The following is a 19,496-nucleotide window of genomic DNA, read 5'->3' as shown; positions in this document are numbered from 1 at the left end:
GGTTTCGTGCCGTTGAACGCAACACCAGACCCATCTTCTTCGGCCGAAGCCACCTGGCGCATCCAGCCCCAGGGTGACCGCTGCCTCATCGTTTCTTTCGGCGACCGGATCGACGCCGCCGTGGGCCGCACCTGTCTGGCGGCGGCGCGCAAGCTGCGCGACGCCGGCCTGCCGGGGGTGACCGACGTGGTGCCGTCGTTCGTGGCGGTGGCCGTGCATTACCGACCCGACGGGCTGGGCCACGGCCCCACCTACGCCGACCTGGCCGAGCGCATCGAAGCGCTGCTGGCCGACGGCATCGCGGCCGACAATGCCGCCGGCCGCGAGGTCGACGTACCGGTCTGCTACGGCGGCGAGCACGGGCCCGACCTCGACGAGGTCGCCCGCGCCGCCGGCCTGACGCCCGACGAAGTCATCGCCCTGCACAGCGGACCGCGCAGCATGGTGTTCATGCTGGGCTTCGCCCCCGGCCACGCCTACCTGGGCGTGCACGACGAAAAACTGAACCTGCCGCGGCGCCCCTCGCCGCGCACCGCCGTGCCGGCCGGCGCGGTGGCCATCGCCAACCGCCAGACGGTGATCTACCCCAACCGCCTGCCCGGCGGCTGGCACATCATCGGCACCACGCCGCTGACCATGTTCGACCCCGCGCGCGAGCCGGCCGCCTACCTGCAGCCGGGCGACTCGGTGCGCTTCGTGCCGATCAGCGCCGACGAATTCGCGCGCCTGCGGGGGAACCGGCCGTGAGCATCACCATCATCAAGCCGGGCATGCTGTCCAGCTTCCAGGACCGCGGCCGCGAGGGCTACCAACACCAGGGCATCCCGGCCGCCGGCGCCATGGACGAACGCGCCCACCGCCTGGCCAACGCGCTCGCCGGCAACAGCGGCGACCCTGCCACGCTCGAAATGACCCTGACCGGCCCGACGCTGCGCTTCGACGCGCCGGCCTGCTTCGCGCTGGCCGGGGCCGACCTGGGCGCCACGCTCAACGGCCAGGAGATCCCGCAGCACCGGCCGCTGGTGGCCCGCGCCGGCGACACGCTGGCCTTCGGCGCGCGGCCCGCCAACGGCGTGCGCGGCTACCTGGCGGTGCACGGCGGCTTCGCGCTGGCGCCGGTGATGGGCAGCGAAACCACCTACCTGCGCAGCGGCTTCGGCGGCTTCGAGGGCCGCGCGCTGGCCAAGGGCGACCAGGTCGGCTTGCGCCAGGCGCTCGATGGCCACGGCCTGGACGCGCTGCAAAAGGCCCTGTGGGACCTGCGCATCTACCTGCCTGGCACGCTCGGCCACAAGCAGCGCGACGCCATCCGCTTCCTGCCCGGCATGCAGTGGCAGGAATTCTCCGAAGCCAGCCGCCACGCCTTCGGCGGCTCGGAATTCCGCATCAGCCCGCAGTCCGACCGCATGGGCTACCGCCTGCAGGGTCCGGCGCTGTCCATGAGCCAGCCGCGCCAGATGCTGTCCGAGGCGGCCTGCTTCGGCACCGTGCAGGTGCCGTCGGGCGGCGAGGCCATCATCCTCATGGCCGACCGGCAGACCACCGGCGGCTATCCCAAGATCGCGCAGATCGCCAGCGTCGACCTGCCCTTGCTGGCGCAGTACGCGCCGGGACGCGCGCTGCGGTTCGCCATGATCGAACTCGACGAGGCGCAACGCCTGGACGGCGAGCGCGAACGCGCCTTCGCCCAGTTGCTGGACGCGCTGGCGCCGCTGCGCGCGCTGCTGGGGCCTGGCCGCCCTTGAAGCCAGCTCGCAAGCGCCCCCGAATAACCGCCCGAACCTCCACAGGAACCTCATCATGAGCACAAGCATCGACCTGAACTGCGACATGGGCGAAAGCTACGGCGCCTGGAGCATGGGCAACGACGCCGCGGTGCTGGCCTTCGTCAGCTCGGCCAACATCGCCTGCGGTTTCCACGGCGGCGATCCCGCCACCATGCGCAAGACCGTGGCCGCCGCCCTCAAGCAGGGCGTGGCGCTGGGCGCGCATCCCAGCCTGCAGGACCTGGTGGGCTTCGGCCGCCGCGCGATCCCGATCACGCCGGACGAAGCCTACGACATCACGGTCTACCAGATCGGCGCGCTGGCCGGCGTGGCCGCCTCGCAAGGCGCGCGGCTGCACCACGTCAAGGCGCACGGCGCGCTCTACAACATGGCCGCCAAGGACGAAGGCCTGGCGCGCGCCATCTGCCAGGCGGTCAAGGATGTGGATGCCACGCTGCTGCTTTACGGGCTGGCGGGCAGCAAGTTGATCGACGCCGCGCGCGCCATCGGGCTGGCCGCGGCCAACGAGGTCTTCGCCGACCGCTCCTACCAGGACGACGGCTCGCTCACGCCACGCACCCGCGCCGGCGCCATGATCGAGGACGTCGACCAGGCCGTGGCGCAGGTGGTGCGCATGGTCCGGGAGGGCAAGGTGCGCTCGGTCGACGGCAAGGACGTGCCGGTGCAGGCCGACACGCTCTGTATCCACGGCGACCAGCCCAACGCGCTGGTGTTCGCGCGCGCCATCCGCGAGGCGCTGGAACGGGCCGGCATCGCCGTGCGCACGCCGTCCGCGCGCGCCTGACGCCGCCATTCGCGGGCGACGGGCGGCACTGTTTCGATGACGCAGCAAGGACGCGCCGGCGCCTCGGGCGCCGGACGCTGTCTCGCCGTTACGCGCGGCCGTAGCGCGGCGCGGGTTCCTCGGCGTCCTGCAGCGAGGCCTCGTGGTAGGCCCGCAGGATACCCGGCAGCACATCCAGCACGTAGCCGCGGGTCAGTTCCGCGGCGCGGTCGAAATCGCGGCTGGCGAGCGCCTGCGTGATGCCCTGCGTATAGGTCTGCAGCCGGTTCGATTCCATGGTCTGCCGCGCCAGCAGGTAGCGCAGCGGCTCGACCTGCTCGTACAGCTTGGTCAGCACCTCGGCCAGCGGGGCGTTGCCGGTGAAGCGGGCGCCGGCCAGGTAGAACTCGCGCAACGCCGCGATATAGGCGCGCACGTCGCGCTTGGCCATGGCGGCGGCGATCGCCTCGTCATAGGCGCGCAGTTCGGCCACCAGCGGCGAAATGTCGTCTATCTCGGCGACCTGGCGGATGCAATAGGCTTCCAGCTCCGCGCGCAGCTTGTACAGGTGGCGGATCTGGGTTTCGGAATACAGGGTGACCCGGAAGCCTTTGCGCTGGACATGCGTCACCAGGCCGCTCAGTTCCAGCAGACGCAGCGCTTCCCGGATGGGACTGCGGCTGGTGCCGAAACGCTGCTCCAGTTCCTGTTCCCGCAATGGCTGCCCGGGCCTGATAGTGCCATCCACTATCAACTCACGAATCTGTTCCTGTAGGAAGTACGGAATCGTGGCGGGCGCTTTGACGTCCAATCGGCTCCCCTTGTACTGCTGATGCAAGTATTGCGACAGCGACAAGATACTAGAAATTTATTGAAACACAAATAGGAAAATTGTTGCAGGAATGAGGTCCAGCGCGAACCTCAATGCCAGTCGTCGCGGTACACGAACTTCGGCATCTGCCAATTGAAGCGCAGGGCCAGCAGGCGCAGCGCCAAGCCGACCGCCAGCGCGATGGGCACGGCAGCGTTGGCCGGCAGGCCCAGGGCCTGCGCGCCCAGGTACAGCGCCCCGGTCACCACCGACACGCTGGCGTACAGCTCCTTGCGGAACAGCAGCGGCACCTCGTTGCAGAGCACGTCGCGCAGCACCCCGCCGGCGCAGCCGGTGATCATGCCGCTGATCAGCACCACCGTGATCGGCAGTTGCATCAGTTGCGCAACCTGGCAGCCGATGACCGTGAACGCCACCAGGCCGAGCGCGTCCGCCAGCAGGAAGACGCTGCGCAGGCGCCGCATGACCGGCGCGATCAGGGCGGTCAGCAGCGCCGCGCCCGCCGTCATCCACAGGTATTCGGGATGGACCACCCAGGTCAGCGGATAGTGCCCCAGCAGCACGTCGCGCAGCGAGCCGCCGCCCAGCGCGGTGACGCAGGCGATGATGCAGACGCCCATCCAGTCCATGTCGCGCCGGCCGGCCGACAGCGCCGCGGTCATGGCTTCGGCCACGATGGCGACCAGGTAGAGCGTGTGCAGCAGGGCGGGCGAAAGGTCGTAGAACATGGAACGGCAAGGGATGGGGACGAAACCCGCGGGCGCGACGGCTTCCCGGCACGGGCGACAGGCCCCATTGTATTGACACGGCATCGCCCCCCGCCATTGCCGCCGCCCCCCATCCTCCCTTACGCTGGAAGTGCGTTGATATCGGTCAAGCCCCTGTCCGCGCCCTGGCGGGACAATGGGGGTGTGCCCGCAAGGGCGATATCGGCCGGCCGGCGGGCTAGCGGGAGCCACCGGCCCGGCCCCATCTCGGGAGAAACGTATGTCGCAACAACCTGGCCCCATCCTACTGGCCACGGATCTCAGCGCGCGGGGTGATCGCGCCCTGGATCGCGCGCTGCAACTGGCCAAGGAACTCGATACCAAGCTGGTCGTGCTGCACGTCATGGAAAACCACGGCGTGTCGGCGCGCCTGACCACGCCGGTCTGGCGCCGGCTGGCCGCCGACCACAAGGCGGTGGCCGAGCGCGAACTGGCCGAGGACCTGGCCAACGCCGGCGTGGCCACCGAAGTGGTGGTGGTCACGGGCGATCCCCTGGTCCGCATCATGGAAACCGCCGACAGCTTCGGCTGCTCGCTGATCATCGCCGGCATCGCGCGCGACGAGACGCTGGGCCGCCTGCTGCTGGGCACCACGGTGGAAAAACTGGTGCGCCAGGCGCGCCAGCCGGTGCTGGTGGTCAAGAACCGTCCGCGCAAGCCGTACCGCGACGTGCTGGTCGCCACCGACTTCTCGGCCGGTTCGCGCCAGGCGCTGCGCGCCGCGCTGCAACTGGTGCCCAACGCCGACCTGACGCTGTTCCATGCCTATGACGTGCCGTTCCAGGGCAAGAACGTGCCGGACGACGCCGTGACCCGCAGCTTCTACCACGCGGCCGAGCAGAGTTCGCGCGAGTTCATCGCCGAAACGCCGGAACTGGCCAACGTGGCGCCGCCCAAGGTCGTGATGGAATGCGGCCAGCCGGAAACGGTGCTGTCGGAATATTCCTTCAACCATCGTTCCGACCTGGTCGTCACCGGCACCCATGGCCGCACCGGCCTGTTGCGCACGGCCATCGGCAGCGTTGCCGAACGGCTGCTCGAAGCGCTGCCCAGCGACGTGCTGATCGTGCGCCTGGCCGGCGAGGAGTGACGCGCCGCGCTGACGCCGGGGCCCCCGGGCCCCGGCGTCAGGCGTCGCCGTCCTGCATCATGGCTTCGATGCGGCCGCGCAGCAGGTGCAGCAGCACCAGGCCCGGCAGCGCGATCACCACCGTCACCAGGAAGAACCCGGGCCACCCCAGGTGCTCGACCAGCGGCGGCGTCAAGGGTCCGGCCAGGTAGGTGCGACCCACCGCCGACAGCGCGGACAGCAGCGCGAACTGCGTGGCCGAGAAGCGCTGGCGGCACAGGGCCATCAAGAGCCCGACGAACGCCGCCGTGCCCAGGCCGCCGCACAGGTTTTCCAGCCCGACCGCGGCGCCCATGAGCCAAATGCTCTTGGGGCTGACCGCGATCACCCAGTAGCCCAGGTTGGACACCGCCTGCAGCAGCCCGAACACCATCAGCGACCGGTACAGCGTCCAGCGCGACATGACGAGGCCGCCGGCAAGGGCGCCGACGACGGTCGCGGCCATGCCCATGACCTTGTTGACCGCGCCCACCTCGGTAGGGGTATAGCCCGCGCCGCGGATCAGGAACGTGGTCGAAAGCGCGCCGGCAAAGGCGTCGCCCAGCTTGTACAGCACGATCAGCAACAGCACCGCCAACGCGCCGCGCCGGGTGAAGAATTCCTGCAGGGGCGCCGACACGGCCTCGCCCAGGCTGCGCGGCGGCTTGGCCACGTGCTCCGGCTCGGGCGCCCACAGTGTCGCCAGCGCGCACAGCAGCATCAGGCCGCCCATCACCACATAGGTATTGCCCCAGCCGATCCACTGGTCGGCCAGGATCAGCGCCAGCCCGCCCGAGACGATCATCGCCACCCGGTAGCCCATGACCTTGATGGCCGCGCCCGCGCCGCGCTCTTCCTTGCGCAGCACGTCGGTGCAGTAGGCGTCGAAGGCGATGTCCTGGGTGGCCGACAGGAAGGCCACCAGCACCGCCAGCAGGGCCAGCGCCTGCAAGGCCGACGACGGCGACAGCGTGCCCATGACCATGATCGCCAGCCCCAGCAGCACCTGCGTCACCAGCATCCAGCCGCGGCGCCGGCCCAGCAGCGGCGGCGCATAGCGGTCCACCAGCGGCGCCCACAGGAACTTGAGCGTGTAGGCCGTGCCCACCAGGGTCAGGAAACCGATCTGCTGCAAGGGCACGCCGGCCACCGTGGCCCACGCCTGCAGGGTGCCGCTGGTCAGGGCCAGCGGCAATCCGCTGGCGAACCCCAGGACCAGCAGGGGCGCGACGCGGGGACTGGTGTAGACGTTGGATACAGCGGTAATGACGGTCTCCTGAAACGGGCCGGCCGGGCGCACGGACGGGCGCGGCGGGCTTGCGGCATTTTAGGCGCTGGCGCCCGGGCCGTCAGCCGGCGTTTCAGAATGTCAGGGCGAGGCGAAGCGGTACACCGCCAGGGTGCTGCGCCAGCTGGGGAAGGTCTTGATCTCGCGCCCTTCGTTGAAAGTGGCGCGCTCCAGGATGCGCAGGCCCAGCTCGCCGGCCAGCTGTTCGAAGTCGCGCAGCGTGCACAGGTGGATGTTGGGCGTGTTGTACCACTGGTAGGGCATCTGGCCCGTCACCGGCATGCGCCCGCGCAGGATGGCCCAGCCGTGCGGCCAGTAGCCGAAGTTGGGAAACGACACCACGCCGTGGCGCGCCACCCGCGCCATCTCGCGCAGGATGTGCTCGGTGCGGTGCATGGACTGCAGCGTCTGCGACAGCACCACGGTGTCGAACTGCTTGTCGTCGAACAGGGCCAGGCCGTCTTCCAGGTTCTGCTGGATCACCTCGACCCCGCGCCGCACGCAGGCGATGACGCAGGTGTCGTCCAGCTCGACGCCCGCGCCGCGCACCTGGCGGTGATCGCGCAGGTGCGCCAGCAGCGCGCCGTCGCCGCAACCCAGGTCCAGCACCCGGCTGCCGGGTTCGATCCAGCTGGCGATGCGCGCCAGGTCGGGGCGCAGCGTATTGACGGCGGGACGGGGAGTCACGGGATTCATGCGGAGCGTCCTTCGGTCTGAGCGGCGTCGGTCAGTCCCAATTCGCGGGCGATGCGCTCGTAATAGCCGCGAACCACGGCATGGTAGCGCGCGTCGTCCAGCAGGAAGGCATCGTGCCCGTGCGGCGCGTCGATCTCGGCGTAGGTGACGGGGCTGGAATTCTTGAGCAGGGCCCGCACGATCTCGCGCGAGCGTTCCGGCGGGAAGCGCCAGTCGGTGGTGAACGACACCAGCAGGAAATCCGCCTGGGCCGGCGCCAGCGCGCGCGCCAGGTCGCCGCCGGTCTTGCGCGCCGGATCGAAATAATCCAGCGCGCGCGTGATCAGCAGGTAGGTATTGGCGTCGAAATAGCGGGTGAACTTCTCGCCCTGGTAACGCAGGTACGACTCGACCTCGAACTCGACGTCGTAGCCGTAGCGGTAGGCGCCGTTGGCGGCCGGTTCGCGCTGGGCGCGGCCGAATTTCTCGGCCATGTCGTCGTCGGACAGGTAGGTGATGTGGCCGATCATGCGCGCCACCGACAGGCCGCGGCGCGGCACGGTTTCCTGCGCGTAGTAGTCGCCGCCATGGAAATCCGGATCGGTGATGATGGCGCGCCGCGCCACTTCGTTGAAGCCGATGTTCTGCGCCGACAGGCGCGGCGTGCTGGCGATGACCACGCAGTGGGCCACGCGCTCGGGCAGCGTGATGGCCCAGCTCAGGGCCTGCATGCCGCCCAGCGAACCGCCCATCACGGCGGCGAAGCGCTCGATGCCGAAGTGGTCCGCGACCCGCGCCTGCGCCTGCACCCAGTCCTCCACCGTCAGCACCGGGAAGGCGGCGCCCCAGGGCTTGCCGGTCTCGGGGTTGATGCTGGCCGGGCCGGTCGAACCGAAGCACGAGCCCAGGTTGTTGACGCCAATGACGAAGAACACGTTGGTGTCGACCGGCTTGCCGGGGCCCACCATGTTGTCCCACCAGCCGACGTCGCTGGGGCTGTCCGCGGCCTGGCCCGCCACGTGGTGCGAGGCGTTCAGGGCGTGGCAGATCAGCACCGCATTGCTGCGCGTGGCGTTGAGCGTGCCATAGGTCTCGACCGCCAGCTCGTAGCTGGCCAGCGACTGGCCGCTGAGCAACGGCAGCGGCTCGTCGAAACGCAGGAAAACGGGAGCAACCAGTCCGACGGAACCGGGATCAGCGGCATCGGACTGCGTGAGGGTGGCGGCGGGCAGGGTCGCGAGCGCGGCACTGGCCGAATCACCGGCCAAATTCTGGGCAGGAGTGGTCATACGGACCTCTTTAGCTGGATTTATTGGAAGGCGCCCGCAAGCGGATCAGGCAAATCGGCGCCGAAAATTGGATAGTGCGGCAGGAATTCTAGCACTGCTGGTGGCGGGGACGGCAAGCGGCCGGGAACGGCCATGGCCGTCAGCGCCGTGATCGCGGGAAGGCCCGCATCGGAATGCCAGCCCCCTTCCCCGCCGGCCGCATCCTCCCGCTCCGAGGCGGCAGGCGCCTCAGGCCCCCGCCTCCCAGGGCTCGTGCCCCAGGTATTCGTAGCGTTCGGTATTGACGCGCGAGATGCGCCATTCCACCGGCTGGCGGTTGTACGAATAAGCCACGCGCCGGATCTCCAGCAGCGCCGCGCCCTCGGCCACGCCCAGCCAGCGCGCATGGGCGCGGTCCGCCAGGCAGGTGCGCAGGCGTTCGTCGGTGGCGATGACGTTGACGCCGAACACGTCCTGGTACAGCGCATACAGCGTGCTGGCGCGCTCGCGCAGGTGCGCCTCGGTCATGCCCGGAAAGCGCGATTCCGGCAGGCAGATGTCATCGACCATGACCACGTCGCCGTTCAGCGACAGCATGTTGAGGAACTCGAACACGTAGGCGCCGGCCGCCAGCCCCAGCTTCTCGCGCGCCTCGGCCGAGGCCTTGACGCGGCGAAAGCGCAGCAGCTCGGTGGCCGGATACGACTTGTGGCCGTCCTGGCGCAGGATGCGGAAGAACTTGAAGAAGTGGTGGTTGCGGGTGTGCACCGCGACGTAGGTGCCGCGGCCCTGGTGGCGCACCAGGATGTTTTCGGCCGCCAGTTCGTCGATCGCCTTGCGCAAGGTGCCGATCGACACGCCGAAGCGCTCGGCCAGGTTCTTTTCCGGCGGAATCGCCTCGCCCTGCTTCCATTCGCCTTGGGCCAGCGCGGCAAGCACGGCCTGCTTGACCTGCTCGTACAAGGGACTGCCCAAAGGCACAGTCGATGACAGGCTGGTGTTCATGGGTGCATCGCAATAAATCCGGGGCTCCAGTGTAGCGGCGCGAGGCGCCTCTCCTCAAGTCATACAATTCATATATATGATTTAGTTGACATGCTGAAAAACGAGCCATAAGATTTGCCGGACGTTGTGATCCGAAGCGCCCGCGGCACTCCGCCGTGGCGCTCACCCAGGAGGGAAAGACGATGATTCACGCCGTATTGCACGATGCCAAGGACACGGTGGCGGTCGCCGTGGTGGAAGGCCTGACCGCCGGAACGGAACTCAATGCCTGGATCATGGACGAGGACAAGATCATCCATGTGCGGGCCGCGCAGGACATTCCCATCGGCCACAAGGTCGCGATGAAGGACATGGCCGTGGGCGACACGGTCTACAAGTACGGCGTGGACATCGGCCGCGTGGTCGCGCCGATCCAGGCCGGCCAGCACGCCCACGTGCACAACATCAAGACCAAGCGCTGGTAAGCCGATCCTTCGCCCACACAGGAAACCATCATGTCCGTCATCAATGCTCAGACCACCTTCCAGGGCTACCGCCGCGACAACGGCCGGGTCGGCGTGCGCAACCACGTCATCGTGCTGCCCGTGGACGACATCTCCAACGCCGCGGCCGAGGCCGTCGCCAACAACATCAAGGGCACGCTGGCCCTGCCCCACCCCTACGGCCGCCTGCAATTCGGCGAAGACCTGGAACTGCACTTCCGCACCCTCATCGGCACCGGCTGCAACCCCAACGTCGCGGCGGTGGTGGTGATCGGCATCGAGGAAGGCTGGACCAAGCGCGTGGTCGACGGCATCGCCGCCACCGGCAAGCCGGTCATGGGCTTCAGCATCGAACTGCACGGCGACCACGACACCATCATGCGGGCCTCGCGCTGCGCCAAGGAATTCGTGCATTACGCCACCGCGCTCACCCGCAGCACGTGTCCCATCTCCGACCTGTGGGTCTCGACCAAGTGCGGCGAGTCCGACACCACCTCGGGCTGTGGCGCCAACCCCACCGTGGGCAACGCCTTCGACAAGCTCTATGCGCTGGGCTCGACGCTGGTGTTCGGCGAGACCTCGGAACTGACCGGCGGCGAGCACATCGTGGCCGAGCGCTGCGCCAACGACGCCGTGCGCGAACGCTTCATGTTCATGTTCGACCGCTACCAGGCCATGATCGACCGCTGGAAGACCAGCGACCTGTCCGAATCGCAGCCCACCAAGGGCAACATCGCCGGCGGCCTGACCACCATCGAGGAAAAGGCGCTGGGCAACATCCAGAAGATCGGCAAGCAGTGCCGGGTCGACGGCGTGATCGACAAGGCCGAGATCCCCGACGGCCCGGGCCTGTGGTTCATGGACTCGTCCTCGGCCGCGGCCGAGATGGTGACGCTATGCGCGGCCTCGGGCTACGCGGTGCATTTCTTTCCCACCGGCCAGGGCAACGTCATCGGCAACCCGATCCTGCCGGTCATCAAGATCTGCGCCAATCCGCGCACGGTGCGCACCATGTCGGAACACATCGACGTCGACACCAGCGGCCTGCTGCAGCGCGAGATCGACCTGAACCAGGCCGGCGACAAGCTGCTCGAATGCATGCTGGCCACCGCCAACGGCCGCTGGACCGCGGCCGAGGCCCTGGGCCACCGCGAGTTCGTCCTGACCCGTATCTTCGAAAGCGCCTGACGGCGCCCCGATGCGGCGCGCCGGCCGTCCGCGCCATCGCGCGGGCGGGAGCGACGCGGCGGCGGCCCTGTCGCCGCCGCGTCGCCGCCCCACCGCAAACCGCAGTCCTTGCAACACCTCGCTCTCGCGCAGCACCCGCAGTCCCTCGCAGCACACGCAGAAAATGCATGCAGACCCGGGCGCAAGCCGCCACGGCAGCACAGGCGCAAGCATTCCTACCCGGGCGCCAACCCCCAAGGAGGAAGACCGATGAACCGCGAGCAACACCCCCCCATCGACGACGCGCAACGCCGGCGCGTGCTCGGCGCGCTGGGCGCCGCCGGCCTCTGTGCGCTGGCGCCGTGGCAGCAGGCGCTGGCGCAGAAGGGCAACTGGCCCGATCGCCCCATCAACTACGTCGTGCCCTTCCCGCCCGGCGGCCTGACCGACGTGGCCGCCCGCCAGGTGGGCAAGGCACTTGGCGACGCCGAACGCTGGAACGTGGTCGTGGAAAACAAGCCCGGCGGCAGCGCCAACATCGGCGCGGCGCATGTTTCGCACGCCGCGCCGGATGGCTACACGTGGCTGGCCATCACCCTGTCGCATGCCGCCAACGCCACCTTGTTCGCCGGCAAGGCCGGCTACGACCTGACCCGCGACCTGGCGCCAGTGGCCGGCCTGGCGTCCTCGCCCATCATGGTGGTGGTCAATGCCAAGAGTCCTATCAAGAGCATGGCCGACCTGGCCCGGGCGGCCGCCGCCAAGCCGCTGGCGGCCGGCTCCAGCGGCAACGGCACGCCGCCGCACCTGACGCTGGCGCTGTACCAGAAGCTGACCGGCACGCCGCTGATGCACGTGCCCTACAAGGGCGGCGCGCCGTCGCTGACCGACCTCATCGGCGGCCACCTGGACGTGGTGTTCTCGAACTATCCCGAGTCGCTGTCGCACGTGAAGAACGGCTCGCTACGGGCGCTGGCCATCACGACCCGGGATCGCAGCCGGGACCTGCCCGACGTGCCCACCGTGGCGCAGGCCGGCCTGCCGGACCTGATCGTGGAGAATTTCACCGGCGTCATGGCGCCCGCCAACACGCCGCCGGCGCTGGTGCAGCGCATCGGCGATGCCATCGTCAAGCAGATTTCGCAGCCCGCCATGCAGCAGGCCCTGCAACAACTGGGCTTCGTGCCGCAGCCGCGCGGGCCGGCGGAATTCGGCAGCTATCTGCGATCCGAGGTCGACCGCTGGGCCAGGATCATCCGCGACGCCAACATCCAGATCGCCTGACGCCGGAGCCGCCATGCACGTGCTTATCTCGGAATTCATGGACGCGCCCGCGGTCGACGCGCTGCGCCAGCGCTTCGACGTGCGCTACGCCCCCGACCTGGTGGAGCAGCGCGACGCCCTGCTGCGCGCCGCCGGCCAGGCCGATGCCCTGATCGTGCGCAACCGCAGCCAGGTGGACGCGGCGCTGCTGGCGGCCGCGCCGCGGCTGCGGGCGGTCGGCCGGCTGGGCGTGGGGCTGGACAACATCGACCTGCCCGGCTGCGCGGCGCGCGGCATCCAGGTGGTGCCGGCCACCGGCGCCAATGCGCGCGCGGTGGCCGAATACGTCGTCGGCACGCTGCTGGCGCTGCTGCGCGGCGCCTATGCCGCCAGCGCCGAGGTGGCGGGCGGAGAGTGGCCGCGCGCGGCCTTATCGCAAGGCCTGGAGGCGCATGGCCGCACCCTGGGCGTGGTCGGCTTCGGCGGCATCGGCCAGTTGACCGCGCGGCTCGCGGCCGGGCTGGGCATGCGCGTCGTGGCGTGCGACGCGGCCTTGCCCGCCGACCACCCCGCCTGGGCCGATGCCGGGGCGACGCGGCTGGAACTGGACGACCTGCTGGCCCAGGCCGACGCCGTCACCCTGCACGTGCCGCTGACCACCGGCACCCGCCACCTGCTGGACGCCGCCCGCATCGCCCGCATGCGGCCGGGCGCTGTGCTGATCAACACGTCGCGCGGCGGCATCGTCGACGAAACCGCGCTGGCGGCGGCGTTGCGTGGCGGCCACCTGGGCGGCGCGGCGCTGGACGTGTTCGAACAGGAACCGTTGTCCGCCGGCGGCCCGCTGGCCGGCGCGCCCAACCTGATCCTGACCCCGCACATCGCCGGCCTGACGCGGGAAGCCAACACCCGCGTTTCCGACATGGTGGCCGCCGGTGTGACAATAGCGCTTACCGGCGGTGCCCGATGAAGCGCGGCGCGCCTCCCTGACAGGAAGGATATGGCTCACATCTATCTGGACGAACTCCAACACCTGGCCGCGGCCAGCCTGGCCGCCGCGGGCGCCAACCCGGCCATGGCCGACAGCACCGCCCGCGCGCTGGTCTTCGCCGAAAGCCAGGGGCTCAGTTCCCACGGCCTGTCGCGCGTGCCGTTCTACGCCGGCCACCTGCGCACCGGCCGCGCCCTCGGCGCCGCCGTGCCGCGTATCCTGCACGAGCGCGGCGGCGCGGCGCTGATCGATGCCGGTTCGGGCCTGGCATTTCCCGCCTGCGCGCTGGCGGTCGAGGAAGCCACCCGCCGCGCCCGTGAACATGGCGTGGCCTTTATCGGCGTGGCCAACAGCCACCACTTCGGCGAGGCCGGCTATCACCTGGAAGCCCTGGCCGACGCCGGCCTGGTGGCCCTGGCGCTGAGCAACTCGCCGGCCGCCATGCCGGCCTGGGGCGGCAAGCGCCCCTTGTTCGGCACCAACCCCATCGCCGCCGTGTTCCCGCGCCGCGGCGGCGGCCGCATCGTCATCGACCTGTCCTTGTCGCAGGTGGCGCGCGGCAAGCTCATGATCGCCGCGCGCGACAACCAGCCGATCCCGCTGGGCTGGGCGCTGGATGCCGACGGCCAGCCCACCACCGATCCCAAGGCCGGCCTGGCCGGCAGCATGCTGCCGGCAGGCGGCGTCAAGGGCGCGATGCTGGCGCTGATCATCGAACTGCTTGCCTGCGCCCTGACCGGTTCGCACTTCGGCTTCGAGACCGAATCGTTCTTCGTCGACGAGGGCGGCCCGGCGCGCCTGGGCCAGGCCTTCATGGCGATAGACCCGGGCGCGCTGGCGGGCAACGAGGCCTATCTGGAGCGCGTCGAAACGCTGGTGGAGGCCATGCTGGAAGACGACGGCGTGCGCCTGCCCGGCGACCGCCGCCGCAAACTGCGCGACGAAGCGCTCAAGCACGGCGTGGAGATCCCCGAGGCGCTGATGGCGCAGTTGCGCGCCATGTCGGGCGTGGCCTGAATCCGCCGCGCCTTGCCCGCTCAACCACCGAAACCCGCCGCGCCCGCCCCGACGACGGGCGCGCGCCCCGATCACATGAACCACGACGAGCTGGCCGGCCTCTATGCCGGCGGCGCCACCCGCCTGGCGCCCGACACATTGGCCGGCGCCGGGCTGGACGCCCACGCCTGCGCCTGGCTGCTCGACCCCGGTCTGCCGATGCGTCCCGACCCCGCCGTGGCATTGGTCGAGTTCGTGCCGCCGGCCATACACCGCTCGCCGGGCGGCGCGATGCTGGTGTTCGCGCGCGAACCCTGGGCCGATGCGCTATGGCTTGCAATCGCGGCCGATGGCCGGGTGGTGACGGCTGGCGAGGATGCGGCCCCGCTGTTCGTCAACACGCGGGTCGAACACTTCCTGCATTTCCTCGCGGCCCTGCAACGGTTCCAGGCCGAGGCGAGCCGCCACCATGCCGGCCCGCGCGTCTACAGCCAGTCCGAAATGCAGGCCCGGCTCGACGCCCTGCGACGCGGTGAATTCGTGCGACGGCATCAGCCTGCGGCGGGATCCGAGCCGCCGTCGTTCGATCGCCCCGCCGCGCTGCGCCAGCTCGATCGGACCTGGCATCAGCACGATGCCAAGGCGCTGCGGCGCGGCGGCTGGTGGTGCCGGATCCGCGAACAACTGCGCGACGGACTGCTGTAGCGCCGGACGCCGGCCCGCCCGCTACGTCCCCGCGTGGCTGAACCACAGCATCAACGGCGCCAGCAGCAGGAACACCACGGTCGACACCAGCACCGCGCCGGCGGCGGTATCGCCCATGTCGGTATAGCGCTTGGCATACATGTAGCTGACCACCGCGCAGGGCATGGCCATCTGCAATGTCAGCGCACCGGCCAGCACCGGCTCCAGGTCGAGCGCCCAGACGATCGCCAGGCCCGCGGCCAGGCCGGTCGCCAGCCGCATCGCCGCCACCTTGGCGCCATCGCGCAGGCCGTTGGCCGGGATCAGCGCCAGCGCGTGGCCCAGGCTCAGCAGCATCAGCGGCACCGTCACGGCGCCCAGCATGCGGGTGGTCTCGATCAGCCAGGCCGGCACCGGAACGTTCAGCAGCCGCATCGCGACGGCCAGCACCGAAGCCAGCAGGATGGGGCTTTTCCAGCTGCCCCGGGTGTTGACGCCCGGCAGCAGCCGCACCGCGATGGTGTGCATGACAAAGGAATTGACGGCGAAGAACGCCACCGCCACCGACAGCCCGGCATCGCCGAAGGCCAGCTGCGAAATCGGCAGACCGAGGTTGCCGGCGTTGGGCAGAAAGGCGGTCGGCAGCAGCGTGCGCACCGGCAGCCGGCCCAGCTTGAGCAGCAAGGCGCAGGCCAGCGCGCACAGCAGCAGCGCCAGCAGCGTGGCGGCGGCCACGTCGGCCAGCGCCCGATCGTCCAGGCGGGTGGTGACGAAGGTGTGGAACACCAGCGCGGGGGTGGTCACCGAGGTGACCAGGGTGGTGATGAAGGCGCCGCCGAACGGCAGGTCGCGCTTGCCCCAGAAGATGCCGATGCCCACGCACGACAACAGGGGCAACATCAGCACGATGGCCGACAAATAGAACTGCGCGATGGCCAGCATGCGTTTATTCCGTCAGAGATTCAAAGTGAGATACGTGGCGGCATCGCCGCTTGTCCGGGGGCCATCGGGGGTCGGAGCATGGGTTGTCTTTTTCCAGGCTATCTGCGCCCTATCCGTCATGTCCGCCAAACCCGCTTCCGCCATCCCGCGGGCGCCCGCCCCCGTCCGGCTTTCGCCTCGAGAATCCGCCTCGCTGCACTGGAGCGCCATCGGCAAGACCAGCTGGGAAACCGCCCGCATCCTCGACATCAGCGAAAGCACCGTCAATTTCCATCTGCGCAACGCCTGCCGCAAGCTGCAGGTGCGCGGCCGGCGCGCCGCGGTGGCCACGGCCATCCGGCGCGGACTGCTGAACACGGTCACGGCTTGACCACGACCGACCTCAGGAATTCGCGCGCCCGCTCCTCGGGCAGGCTGGCTTCGGTGCCCGCCGCCACGGCCTCGATCAGCATGGAGTCGGTCACCCACACCCGCGCGCGCAGCCAGCCGGGCTTGCCCATGGCCTTGCCCTGCACGTCGATGTCCTGCCCATAGGGCGGCCACTCGGTGGGCGGCGGCGCCTGCATGTTGACATACAGCGAGCGCATCAGCGCCATGCCCAGCGCCTGCCGCGCCACGGGATCGGCCGCGATCTCCCGCGGCAGCGGCGCCGAGCCGATGGCGAACACCGCCTCGCCCACGGTGGCGCTGGCCAGCGTGAAATCCAGCGTATGGGTATCCAGCCGCAACTGGCGGGTCTCGGTCTGCACGCGGTTCGGGAAAGCCGCCCGCACGCGGCCGTCGGCCACGTCGACCTCGCGCCAGTTGTAACGGGGCGAACAGGCGCTGGCCAGCAGGGCCACCACAAGAATCAGGCCGGCTTTCTTGAACATGAAACGAAACAGCGATGAAATCGTCATTACCGTAAAGACCCCACGGTCTTTTCATTTCGAGGACAGCCCCAAATTGTCGCCGATTTCCATGACCCCAGCGCCCGACGGCACGCTCCTGGCCAATCATGCCTGGCCCGCCGCCCCGAATGTGCCTTCGCCGATCGTCGGCCCGGGCACGCCCAGCATCTATCTGCTGCATGGGCTGAGCGAGCACGCCGGGCGCTATGACCGGCTGGCGCGCTGGCTGGCGGCCCGCGGCTGGACGGTGGGCGCCCATGACCACCGCGGCCATGGCCGCTCGGGCGGACGCCCCGCCACCCTGGCGCACCAGCAAGACCTGGTGACCGATGCCGTGGCCCGCCTGGCCGACTGGACCGCCGCCCAGGGCCGCCCGCCGATCCTGCTGGGCCACAGCCTGGGCGCCCTGGTGGCGGTGCGGATCGCGCTGCAACGGCTGGCGCCGATCGACGCCCTGGTGCTCAGTTCGCCGCCCTTCGTGGTCAACGTGCCGCTGTGGGTGCGCCGCACCCTGACCTGGATGTCGCTGCACGCGCCCGACCTGCGGGTGCCCCATGGGCTGGCGCCGGCGCGGATCTCGCACGACCGGGCGGTGGTCAAGGCCTATCGGTCCGACCCGCTGGTGCGGCGCAGCATGACCGGCCGGCTGGCGCGCTTCGTCGATGACGGCGGACGCGATTCGCTGCGCGAAGCCCATCTGCTGCCATGCCGCACCCTGCTGATGGTGGCGGGCGACGACTCCATCGTGGCCGCCGAGGGCAGCCGCCAGTTCGCCCAGCGGGCGCCCGCCGAGCTGCTGACCTTGCGCTGGTACGACAGCGCCTGGCACGAGATTTTCAACGAAACCGCCCCCATCGCCGACCCGGTCTATGCCGACCTGGACGAGTGGCTGGCGCGCACCGCCGCGCAATTGTCCCTGTCCCCGGTATTGACTCCCTCGGCAGAGGAGGCCAGCACCCCGTAAAATCCGGCGACAGACCCCACCGAGAAGATTCCGTGACTGATACCGCCGCCCAACGCCTCTCCCGCCTGGAAGCCAACCGCTCGCTACTGGCCCAGACCCTGCGAGGCATCGAAAAAGAAGGCCTGCGCGTCGACGAGCAGGGCATCCTGGCCCGCACGCCGCACCCGGCCGGGCTCGGCTCCGCGCTGACCAACGAACACGTCACCACCGACTATTCGGAATCGCTGCTCGAACTGATCACCGGCACCCACGCCAATGTCGACGCCCTGCTGGCCGAACTGACCGCCACGCACCGCCATGTCTACAGCGTGCTGGATCATGAGCTGATCTGGAACCAGTCGATGCCGGCCACCCTGCCCGCCGAGGCCGACATTCCCATCGCCTGGTACGGCACGTCCAATACCGGCATGCTCAAACACGTCTACCGCCGCGGCCTGGCCGAGCGCTACGGCAAGACCATGCAGTGCATCGCCGGTGTCCACTACAACTTCTCGCTGCCCGAAGCGCTGTGGTCGGTGCTCGACACCCAGCCCGGCACCGACCAGGACCGGCGTTCGCGCGGCTACATCGGCCTGATCCGCAACTTCACGCGCTATTCCTGGCTGCTGATGTACCTGTTCGGCGCCGCGCCGGCGCTGGCGCGTGATTTCCTGCGCGATGGCGAGCACGGCCTGCAGCGCCTGGGCGACCATACCCTGTACCTGCCCTACGCCACCAGCCTGCGCATGAGCGACTTGGGCTACCAGAACAAGGCGCAGTCGCAGCTCAAGCTCTGCTACAACGATCTCGACACCTTCCTTGGCCGCCTGTACGACGCGGTCACCCAGCCCTGGCCCGACTACCAGAAGCTCGGCACGCATCGCAACGGCGAATGGATCCAGCTCAACACCAACGTGCTGCAGATCGAAAACGAGTACTACTCCAGCATCCGCCCCAAGCGCGCCACCGGCCGCTGCGAACGCCCCATCACCGCGCTCGCCGAACGCGGCGTGCAGTACGTGGAAGTGCGCTGCCTGGACATCAACCCCGAATCGCCGGTGGGCATCGACGCCGACACCAGCCGTTTCGTGGATGCCTTCCTGCTGTTCTGCGCCGCCTCGGACAGCCCCTTCTTCCCCGCCAACGGCTACTGTCAGCGCAGCGCCGACAACTTCGCCACCGTGGTCAAGGAAGGCCGCAAGCCCGGCCTGCAGCTGGACCGCGAAGGCAAGGCGGTCGAGCTGGCGCAGTGGGGCCGGGAACTGCTGGACCAGATCGCGCCCTACGCCGCGCTGTACGACGCCGCGCTGGGCGGCAGCGCCTACGCCGACAGCCTGGCCGCGCAACGGGCCAAGCTGGGCCGCCCTGACGACACGCCCTCCGCGCGCCTGCTCGCGGCGCTCACCGACAGCGGCGAATCGTTCCACGACTATTCTCTGCGCCAGAGCCGCGAACATGCCCAGGCCCTGCGCGCCGAGCCCCTGCCGGCGGACGTCGCCGCCGAATACCGCCAGGCCGCGCTCGACTCCAGCGCCGAACAGCGCCGTATCGAGCAATCCGATGACGTCGATTTCGACACCTACGTCGCCCGCTACCACGCCGCGCTGAAAGCGCCTCGCAAATAAGGCGTATCGTTAAGGTTTTG

Annotated in this window: 21 protein-coding genes and 1 riboswitch; of the genes, 13 read left to right on the top strand and 8 right to left on the bottom strand. The window is 69.6% G+C overall.

Features of this window, described 5'->3' with window-relative positions; genetic code table 11:
* Positions 1–12: 12 nt before the first annotated feature.
* The 3 genes from pxpB to AT699_RS02400 are packed head-to-tail and all read left to right on the top strand — an operon-like array spanning position 13 to position 2,571.
* Positions 13–747, top strand: coding sequence for a 5-oxoprolinase subunit PxpB (pxpB, locus tag AT699_RS02410; protein ID WP_049053064.1), 735 nt, complete (start codon positions 13–15; stop codon positions 745–747).
* Positions 744–1,745, top strand: a complete 1,002-nt coding sequence (locus AT699_RS02405) for a 5-oxoprolinase subunit C family protein (RefSeq protein WP_024067589.1) — start codon at positions 744–746, stop codon at positions 1,743–1,745. The genes pxpB and AT699_RS02405 overlap by 4 nt, the downstream gene beginning before the upstream one ends.
* 55 nt (positions 1,746–1,800) lie before the next feature.
* A complete protein-coding gene (locus AT699_RS02400; RefSeq protein ID WP_006386846.1) occupies positions 1,801–2,571 on the top strand; it encodes a LamB/YcsF family protein in 771 nt (256 codons plus the stop codon).
* An 88-nt stretch (positions 2,572–2,659) separates the two neighbouring features.
* Here AT699_RS02400 and AT699_RS02395 read toward each other — a convergent pair whose 3' ends face one another.
* The gene (locus tag AT699_RS02395; protein WP_024067588.1) at positions 2,660–3,361 is read right to left on the bottom strand and encodes a GntR family transcriptional regulator; all 702 of its coding nucleotides are present in this window, start codon (positions 3,359–3,361) and stop codon (positions 2,660–2,662) included.
* Positions 3,362–3,471: 110 nt separating this feature from the next.
* A complete protein-coding gene (locus tag AT699_RS02390; RefSeq protein ID WP_006386844.1) occupies positions 3,472–4,110 on the bottom strand; it encodes a trimeric intracellular cation channel family protein in 639 nt (212 codons plus the stop codon).
* Between the two features lie 259 nt (positions 4,111–4,369).
* Here AT699_RS02390 and AT699_RS02385 point away from each other — a divergent pair, with 259 nt between their 5' ends.
* Positions 4,370–5,239, top strand: coding sequence for a universal stress protein (locus AT699_RS02385; RefSeq protein ID WP_006386843.1), 870 nt, complete (start codon positions 4,370–4,372; stop codon positions 5,237–5,239).
* Between the two features lie 37 nt (positions 5,240–5,276).
* Here the strand turns inward: AT699_RS02385 and AT699_RS02380 are convergent, their stop codons facing one another.
* The 4 genes from AT699_RS02380 to AT699_RS02365 all read right to left on the bottom strand — a co-directional run bounded on the left by AT699_RS02380 (position 5,277) and on the right by AT699_RS02365 (position 9,493).
* Positions 5,277–6,557 (bottom strand): muropeptide transporter, encoded by a 1,281-nt coding sequence (locus tag AT699_RS02380; RefSeq protein ID WP_024067587.1) that lies wholly within the window; start codon positions 6,555–6,557, stop codon positions 5,277–5,279.
* 69 nt (positions 6,558–6,626) lie between these two features.
* Positions 6,627–7,241 (bottom strand): methionine biosynthesis protein MetW, encoded by a 615-nt coding sequence (gene metW, locus AT699_RS02375; protein WP_006386841.1) that lies wholly within the window; start codon positions 7,239–7,241, stop codon positions 6,627–6,629.
* Positions 7,238–8,509, bottom strand: coding sequence for a homoserine O-succinyltransferase MetX (gene metX, locus AT699_RS02370; protein WP_020925391.1), 1,272 nt, complete (start codon positions 8,507–8,509; stop codon positions 7,238–7,240). The genes metW and metX overlap by 4 nt, the downstream gene beginning before the upstream one ends.
* Positions 8,499–8,580: riboswitch (SAM riboswitch) on the bottom strand. Its footprint overlaps the gene before it by 11 nt.
* Before the next feature lie 157 nt (positions 8,581–8,737).
* Positions 8,738–9,493 (bottom strand): GntR family transcriptional regulator, encoded by a 756-nt coding sequence (locus tag AT699_RS02365; RefSeq protein WP_024067586.1) that lies wholly within the window; start codon positions 9,491–9,493, stop codon positions 8,738–8,740.
* Between the two features lie 182 nt (positions 9,494–9,675).
* Here AT699_RS02365 and AT699_RS02360 point away from each other — a divergent pair, with 182 nt between their 5' ends.
* The 6 genes from AT699_RS02360 (at position 9,676) to AT699_RS02335 (ending at position 15,097) form a co-directional block, all read left to right on the top strand.
* Positions 9,676–9,957 carry a UxaA family hydrolase gene (locus AT699_RS02360; RefSeq protein WP_006386838.1) on the top strand — a complete coding sequence of 94 codons (282 nt, stop codon included), beginning with the start codon at positions 9,676–9,678 and terminating at the stop codon, positions 9,955–9,957.
* A 30-nt stretch (positions 9,958–9,987) separates the two neighbouring features.
* A complete protein-coding gene (locus AT699_RS02355) occupies positions 9,988–11,163 on the top strand; it encodes a UxaA family hydrolase (protein ID WP_006386837.1) in 1,176 nt (391 codons plus the stop codon).
* 249 nt (positions 11,164–11,412) lie between these two features.
* Entirely contained in the window at positions 11,413–12,426 is a 1,014-nt protein-coding gene (locus AT699_RS02350; protein WP_024067585.1) for a Bug family tripartite tricarboxylate transporter substrate binding protein, read from the top strand.
* Positions 12,427–12,439: 13 nt separating this feature from the next.
* Complete coding sequence (locus AT699_RS02345; RefSeq protein WP_024067584.1) at positions 12,440–13,375, top strand: hydroxyacid dehydrogenase; 936 nt, start codon at positions 12,440–12,442, stop codon at positions 13,373–13,375.
* 30 nt (positions 13,376–13,405) lie between these two features.
* Positions 13,406–14,413 carry an Ldh family oxidoreductase gene (locus tag AT699_RS02340; protein ID WP_006386835.1) on the top strand — a complete coding sequence of 336 codons (1,008 nt, stop codon included), beginning with the start codon at positions 13,406–13,408 and terminating at the stop codon, positions 14,411–14,413.
* Between the two features lie 75 nt (positions 14,414–14,488).
* The gene (locus AT699_RS02335) at positions 14,489–15,097 is read left to right on the top strand and encodes an SUKH-4 family immunity protein (RefSeq protein WP_024067583.1); all 609 of its coding nucleotides are present in this window, start codon (positions 14,489–14,491) and stop codon (positions 15,095–15,097) included.
* Positions 15,098–15,118: 21 nt separating this feature from the next.
* Here AT699_RS02335 and AT699_RS02330 read toward each other — a convergent pair whose 3' ends face one another.
* Positions 15,119–16,018, bottom strand: coding sequence for an AEC family transporter (locus tag AT699_RS02330; RefSeq protein WP_006386833.1), 900 nt, complete (start codon positions 16,016–16,018; stop codon positions 15,119–15,121).
* A gap of 118 nt (positions 16,019–16,136) precedes the next feature.
* Between AT699_RS02330 and AT699_RS32415 the strand changes: the two genes are divergently transcribed.
* Complete coding sequence (locus tag AT699_RS32415; RefSeq protein ID WP_006386832.1) at positions 16,137–16,388, top strand: helix-turn-helix domain-containing protein; 252 nt, start codon at positions 16,137–16,139, stop codon at positions 16,386–16,388.
* Here the strand turns inward: AT699_RS32415 and AT699_RS02320 are convergent.
* Complete coding sequence (locus tag AT699_RS02320) at positions 16,378–16,917, bottom strand: hypothetical protein (RefSeq protein ID WP_024067581.1); 540 nt, start codon at positions 16,915–16,917, stop codon at positions 16,378–16,380. The genes AT699_RS32415 and AT699_RS02320 overlap by 11 nt on opposite strands.
* Before the next feature lie 61 nt (positions 16,918–16,978).
* Between AT699_RS02320 and AT699_RS02315 the strand changes: the two genes are divergently transcribed.
* Together AT699_RS02315 and gshA are read left to right on the top strand one after the other, a co-directional pair.
* Positions 16,979–17,872: an alpha/beta hydrolase gene (locus tag AT699_RS02315; protein WP_045952884.1), complete on the top strand. Its 894-nt coding sequence runs from the start codon at positions 16,979–16,981 to the stop codon at positions 17,870–17,872.
* Between the two features lie 32 nt (positions 17,873–17,904).
* Entirely contained in the window at positions 17,905–19,476 is a 1,572-nt protein-coding gene (gshA, locus tag AT699_RS02310) for a glutamate--cysteine ligase (protein WP_024067580.1), read from the top strand.
* Positions 19,477–19,496: the final 20 nt, after the last annotated feature.

This window comes from Achromobacter xylosoxidans, assembly GCF_001457475.1.
Classification (GTDB): domain Bacteria; phylum Pseudomonadota; class Gammaproteobacteria; order Burkholderiales; family Burkholderiaceae_B; genus Achromobacter; species Achromobacter xylosoxidans.
Note: the sequence above shows the minus strand (reverse complement) of the source record. Positions and strands in the feature narration are given on the sequence as shown.

Excerpts from the sequence above, each read along its gene's own strand:
- AT699_RS02400 (WP_006386846.1), top strand. The coding sequence starts at position 1,801 with ATGAGCACAAGCATCGACCTGAACTGCGACATGGGCGAAAGCTACGGC.
- AT699_RS02390 (WP_006386844.1), bottom strand. The coding sequence starts at position 4,110 with ATGTTCTACGACCTTTCGCCCGCCCTGCTGCACACGCTCTACCTGGTC.
- AT699_RS02385 (WP_006386843.1), top strand. The coding sequence starts at position 4,370 with ATGTCGCAACAACCTGGCCCCATCCTACTGGCCACGGATCTCAGCGCG.
- metW (WP_006386841.1), bottom strand. The coding sequence starts at position 7,241 with ATGAATCCCGTGACTCCCCGTCCCGCCGTCAATACGCTGCGCCCCGAC.
- metX (WP_020925391.1), bottom strand. The coding sequence starts at position 8,509 with ATGACCACTCCTGCCCAGAATTTGGCCGGTGATTCGGCCAGTGCCGCG.
- AT699_RS02365 (WP_024067586.1), bottom strand. The coding sequence starts at position 9,493 with ATGAACACCAGCCTGTCATCGACTGTGCCTTTGGGCAGTCCCTTGTAC.
- AT699_RS02360 (WP_006386838.1), top strand. The coding sequence starts at position 9,676 with ATGATTCACGCCGTATTGCACGATGCCAAGGACACGGTGGCGGTCGCC.
- AT699_RS02355 (WP_006386837.1), top strand. The coding sequence starts at position 9,988 with ATGTCCGTCATCAATGCTCAGACCACCTTCCAGGGCTACCGCCGCGAC.
- AT699_RS02350 (WP_024067585.1), top strand. The coding sequence starts at position 11,413 with ATGAACCGCGAGCAACACCCCCCCATCGACGACGCGCAACGCCGGCGC.
- AT699_RS02345 (WP_024067584.1), top strand. The coding sequence starts at position 12,440 with ATGCACGTGCTTATCTCGGAATTCATGGACGCGCCCGCGGTCGACGCG.
- AT699_RS02340 (WP_006386835.1), top strand. The coding sequence starts at position 13,406 with ATGGCTCACATCTATCTGGACGAACTCCAACACCTGGCCGCGGCCAGC.
- AT699_RS02335 (WP_024067583.1), top strand. The coding sequence starts at position 14,489 with ATGAACCACGACGAGCTGGCCGGCCTCTATGCCGGCGGCGCCACCCGC.
- AT699_RS02330 (WP_006386833.1), bottom strand. The coding sequence starts at position 16,018 with ATGCTGGCCATCGCGCAGTTCTATTTGTCGGCCATCGTGCTGATGTTG.
- AT699_RS32415 (WP_006386832.1), top strand. The coding sequence starts at position 16,137 with ATGTCCGCCAAACCCGCTTCCGCCATCCCGCGGGCGCCCGCCCCCGTC.
- AT699_RS02320 (WP_024067581.1), bottom strand. The coding sequence starts at position 16,917 with ATGACGATTTCATCGCTGTTTCGTTTCATGTTCAAGAAAGCCGGCCTG.
- AT699_RS02315 (WP_045952884.1), top strand. The coding sequence starts at position 16,979 with ATGACCCCAGCGCCCGACGGCACGCTCCTGGCCAATCATGCCTGGCCC.